The organism is Mycobacterium sp. TH-M106 (assembly GCF_057473765.1).
This window is the reverse complement of record NZ_JBYCLE010000058.1, coordinates 1-4911: the sequence shown is the minus strand read 5'-3', so window position 1 is coordinate 4911 and position 4911 is coordinate 1. Positions and strand designations below refer to the sequence as shown.

Annotated in this window: 4 protein-coding genes and 2 pseudogenes; 4 read left to right on the top strand and 2 right to left on the bottom strand. The window is 69.5% G+C overall.

Annotated features, from left to right (window positions below; genetic code table 11):
* Positions 1-845 (bottom strand): annotated as a pseudogene (locus tag AC2VOP_RS01940) (hypothetical protein); the annotation flags it as partial.
* A gap of 405 nt (positions 846-1250) precedes the next feature.
* On the opposite strand from AC2VOP_RS01940, the gene AC2VOP_RS01935 reads away from it, so the two are divergent.
* Genes AC2VOP_RS01935 through AC2VOP_RS01925 form a run of 3 tightly spaced genes read left to right on the top strand, consistent with a single transcriptional unit; the run spans position 1251 to position 3629 of the window.
* Positions 1251-2525: a hypothetical protein gene (locus tag AC2VOP_RS01935; RefSeq protein ID WP_486959398.1), complete on the top strand. Its 1275-nt coding sequence runs from the start codon at positions 1251-1253 to the stop codon at positions 2523-2525.
* Positions 2526-2568: 43 nt separating this feature from the next.
* The gene (locus tag AC2VOP_RS01930; protein ID WP_486959397.1) at positions 2569-3291 is read left to right on the top strand and encodes a glycosyltransferase family 2 protein; all 723 of its coding nucleotides are present in this window, start codon (positions 2569-2571) and stop codon (positions 3289-3291) included.
* A complete protein-coding gene (locus AC2VOP_RS01925) occupies positions 3288-3629 on the top strand; it encodes a DUF2304 domain-containing protein (protein ID WP_486959396.1) in 342 nt (113 codons plus the stop codon). Before AC2VOP_RS01930 ends, AC2VOP_RS01925 begins: the two co-directional genes overlap by 4 nt.
* A gap of 7 nt (positions 3630-3636) precedes the next feature.
* Here the strand turns inward: AC2VOP_RS01925 and AC2VOP_RS01920 are convergent, their stop codons facing one another.
* Complete coding sequence (locus tag AC2VOP_RS01920; RefSeq protein WP_486959395.1) at positions 3637-4578, bottom strand: NAD-dependent epimerase/dehydratase family protein; 942 nt, start codon at positions 4576-4578, stop codon at positions 3637-3639.
* 32 nt (positions 4579-4610) lie between these two features.
* On the opposite strand from AC2VOP_RS01920, the pseudogene AC2VOP_RS01915 reads away from it, so the two are divergent.
* Positions 4611-4911, top strand: a pseudogene (locus tag AC2VOP_RS01915) (hypothetical protein); the annotation flags it as partial.

The window sequence follows — 4911 nt, the reverse complement described above, 5'->3', positions numbered from 1 at the left end:
TTCTCATCGCAGAGCACGCGCGGGTCGACCAGGAGGGCGTCGACCTCGTCGAGGCGGCGCAAGGCCTCCGGCCGCAACGGCAGCACCCCGTACCGGTTGGCCAGACCTTGCCCGAGCGTCGCCGCGAATGCCTCGCGCGCGGTCCACATGGCTTTAGGAGCGACGACCACCGCGGCGGTCGATGCCGCGGCGACGTCACGGGTGACGGCGCCGACCAGGCCGACACCGATCAGCTGGGCCAACGCCACCCGTTTCAGGTAGCGCTCGGCCGGTCCGGCCGGCCTGGCCGGCACCGGCCCCGACCGCTGGTGCACCTCCGGTTGCTCGGCATGCCGGGCCAACACGGGCTCATGGGCGATCCAGGCCCGCTCTCCGGCACGACACTCGGCGGCCCGCAGCGCCTGTGTCGCCAAATCGACCGCCAGCATCGCCGGTGACAGCGTCAGGGTGTGCGCCACGGTAGTGGCCAGCGACAGCACGGTGCCGGTTGCCTCGGCACCGATGCGGTCCTCGAGCAGGCGGCGCAGCCAGGGCTGGTACTTCGCGACCGCCACCGCCGCGTCGACCGCGACGGGCGCCGGCGGCAACCGCAGCGTCCGGCCCACGATCGCGATGGCCAGCCCGCCGGCGTGGACACCGACCATCGCCGCCCTGGCTGCCAGCAGCAGCCCGTCGCCCGGCAGGCTGCCGCCACGCACGTTCGACTCGACCCACGCGCGACCGTCACCGCGCCAATGGCGCCTGGTCAGCGTCGAGGGGGAAGCCGCCGAAGCCGCCGAAGCCGCCGCCTGGATTCCCGTCGTGACAGCGCGCGACGGCGACCACCCGAACACGGACAGATGCATGAAAAGCCTCCAGTGTCGACAAAACACCGGAGGTCTCTCCCGCCGAGAAGCGGCCTACAGCGCCGGTCGTCCCATAGCGGTCGACGTGATGACGACGCTGCAGCGAAGGGATACTCCCCTCCGCCGAGCAGTATGCCACCACCGAGTCGCCGCGTCGACGGCCAGACAGCGTGCTCCGGGTGCCCGCGTCGCCAATCTGCCCGCGTCGCCAATCTGCCCGCGTCGCCAATCTGCCCGCGTCGCCGAGTGTGAAGCTGTTGCTACATTTCGCACGTTTTTTCGCAGCAGCTTCACTTTCGGCGCAAGGGATGGCGCAAGGGATGGCGCAAGGGGTGGCGCAAGGGACGACGCAAAGGATGTCGTTTCACTGCTCACCGGCGCCGACGGGCTGAGTATTTTCGAACTGTGGCGACGCCGGAGGTTCCCGCGCACACCGGTGCTAGCGGCGCAGCCGGGCCCGTCGCACGCGGCAGCGTCGTCCGGGTCGTCGCGGCCACGGCGGTCACCGCGCTCTGCGGGTACGCGGTGCTCTACCTGGCGGCCCGCGACCTGGACCCGGCCGGCTTCGCAGTGTTCGGGGTGTTTTGGGGAGCGTTCGGCCTGGTCGCGGGGGCCGCAAACGGTCTGCTGCAAGAAACCACCCGGGAAGTACGACATACGCGCCGCGCCGGGGCGCGCGCCGCCGCAGTGCCCTGCCACCACACCCGGCCGATACGGGTGGCCGCGACGGTCGGCGCTGTCGCGGCCGCGGTGGTCGTCGGCAGCTCGCCGTTGTGGAGCGGGCCGGTCTTCGTCGATGCGCGCCGGCTTTCGGTGGCGCTGCTGGCCGTCGGGTTGGCCGGCTTCTGCCTGCACGCCACCCTTTTGGGCATGCTGGCCGGCGCCAACCGATGGATGCAGTACGCGACCCTGATGGTGACCGACGCCTTCATCCGGGTCGTCGTCGCGGCCGCCGCATTCGCTCTCGGCTGGGGTTTGGCCGGATTCTTGTGGGCCACCGTGGCCGGCGCGCTGGCCTGGCTGGTGATGCTGATCGTCTCCCCGGCGACCCGCGCCGCGGCCCGGCTGGTGGCCCCGGTGCGCACGACAACCTTCCTGCGCGGGGCCGCGCACTCGGTCACCGCGGCCGGCGCCAGCGCGATCTTGGTGATGGGTTTTCCGGTGCTGCTGCAGACGACCTCCGGCGAGCTGGGCGCAGAAGGCGGTGTGATCATCCTGGCGGTCACCTTGACCCGGGCGCCGCTGCTGGTTCCGCTGACCGCCCTGCAGGGGAACCTGATCGCGCACTTCGTCGACAAACGCTCCCAGCGGGTTCGCGCGCTAGCCGCGCCGGCTGCGGTCGTCGTCGCGGTGGGTGCGGTCGGCGTGTTGGCCGCAGCCCTGGTGGGCCCATGGCTGCTGCGTGCGGCGTTCGGGCCGGCGTATTGCGCCGGCGGCACAGTGCTGGCCGCATTGACCGCGGCAGCCACGGCGATCGCAGTGTTGACTCTGACCGGCGCGGCCACGGTGGCGGCAGCACTGCACCGCGCCTACGCACTGGGCTGGGTGGGTGCGACGGTGGCGTCGACGTTGCTCTTGCTGCTGCCGACGGACGTGGGCACCCGAACGTCCATCGCCTTGTTCTGCGGTCCGCTGGTCGGCATCGCGGTGCATCTGTTCGCGCTGCGCGTAGACGCCTGAACCGACCGGGCTTGGCTACCACCGACACTATGACGTGCGCGACGTGTATTTTTGCCGTATCGAGACCCGCTACCCCGACGTTTGGATCATCGTCCCGGCCTTCGACGAAGCGGCCGTTATCGGCGACGTCATCGCCGGCGTCCGATCGGTTTTCGACCACGTCGTCTGCGTGGACGACGGCAGCACCGACGACACCGCCGCGATCGCCCACTGGGCCGGCGCCTACGTGGTGCGCCATCCGGTGAACCTCGGTCAGGGTGCGGCGATCCAGACCGGCGTCGAGTTCGCCCGCAGCCAGCCCGGTGCGCGGATGTTCGCCACCTTCGACGCCGACGGTCAACACCGGGTGGCCGATGTCGTGCGGATGGTCGAGCGGCTCTCGGCGGGGGATCTCGACATCGTCATCGGCACCCGGTTCGCTCCGTTCGCTGAGCCCGGCGCGACGGCGCGGACACCGCTGTTGAAACGGCTGGTGCTGCGCACGGTGGTCCGGTTGAGCCCACGAAATCGGCGGCTGGGGCTGACGGATGCGCACAACGGCTTGCGGGTGTTCAATCGCAAGGTTGCCGAGGGCCTCGACATCACCATGAACGGCATGAGCCACGCGAGCGAGTTCCTAGCGCTGATCGACGAAAACCATTGGCGGGTAGGCGAAGTTCCGGTCGAGGTGTTATACACCGACTACTCGAAGTCCAAAGGCCAGCCGCTGCTCAACGGCATCAACATCGTCTTCGACGGGTTGCTACGCAAAAGGATGTCTCGATGATCTGGATCAAGGTGCTGCTGATCGCGGCGGTGGTGACGCTGCTGATCTACTTGTTGTTGTCCCGGCGCTCCGCCCAGTCAAGGGCCTGGGTCAAGGTCGGCTACCTGGTTTTCGTGATCGGCGGGATCTACGCCGTGCTGCGCCCGGACGACACCACCGTGGTGGCGAACTGGGTCGGCGTCCGTCGCGGGACGGACCTGATGCTGTACATGTTGATCATCGCGTTCGCGTTCACCACGCTCAGCACCTACATGCGGTTCCGCGATGTGGAACTGCGGTATGCCCGGCTTGCGCGCGCCGTGGCGCTGGCCAGCGTTCAGCGGCCCGATCGCCCATAGCGCCGCGTCAGGTCTGCCTCTGCGTGAAGTACTCCACCGTGCGGCGCAGCCCCTCATCGAGCGTCACCTGCGGTCGCCAGCCCAAAACCTGGCGGGCCAGACTGCTATCCAGGCAGGACCGGTTCAAGTCGCCCAGCCGGGGCGGAGCGAACTGCGGGTCATCGGCTGCTCCTACGGTGGCCGCCACCGCCGAATGCAGTTGCCGGTCCGAGGTTTCCAGCCCGGTACCGATGTTGAACCGCTGCCCGTCGCCGTCGGGTCCGGAGGCGCGGACGAGCGCGTCCACCACGTCGTCGACGAAGACGTAGTCGCGGGTGTGCGACCCGTCCCCGAACACCCGGGTCGGTGTCCCCGACAGGAGTGCCCGGGCGAAGATCGCCACCACCCCGGCCTCGCCGTGCGGGTCCTGGCGGGGGCCGTAGACGTTGGCCGGCGCGATGTGGGAGCACTGCAGGCCGTAGAGGTGCCGGAACGTGTTGAGGTAGATCTCGCCGGCCACCTTGCCCGCGGCGTACGGTGACGCAGGATCGGTCGGCGCCGTTTCGCTGGTCGGGTAGCTCGGTGGCACGCCATAGATGGAACCGCCCGACGAGGTGTTCACGATCTTTCGGACTCCTGTGCTGCGCGCCGCCTCGGCGAGCCGGACCGTGCCGACGACGTTGACCGATGCGTCGAACTGCGGGTCGGCCACCGAGCGGCGCACGTCGATCTGCGCGGCCAGGTGGAACACCACCTCCGGCTGGTGCGCTTCGAACGGCGTTTGCAGGTCCGCGGTGACGATGTCGGCCTCGACGAAGACGAAGTCGGGGTCGTAGGCCAGGTGTTCGAGGTTGGTCGCCCGCCCGGACGCGAAGTTGTCCAGGCCGACCACCGGGTGACCGTCCGCCCGCAGCCGGTCGACCAGCGTCGACCCGATGAAACCGGCCGCGCCGGTGACCAGTGCTCGCACCGGCCCACCATACCGGCAGGTAAGAAAGACGCATGCCCGTCCGGACGATCCGTGCCTCCCGGGTCGCCCGAGTACAAACAGCCGCCGTCGCGTTGATCCTGGTGCAATTAGCCCTGCGGGCGGTGCTGGCGTTCGGCGGTTACTTCTACTGGGACGACCTGATCCTGATCGGCCGGGCCGGCACCCACGACCTGCTGTCGCCGTCGTATCTGTTCGACGACCACGACGGTCACCTGATGCCGGGGGCGTTTCTGGTGGCCGGCGTGATCACCCGGCTCTGGCCGCTGCGGTGGGTGGCCGCAGCGATCAGCCTGGTGGTGCTGCAACTGCTGG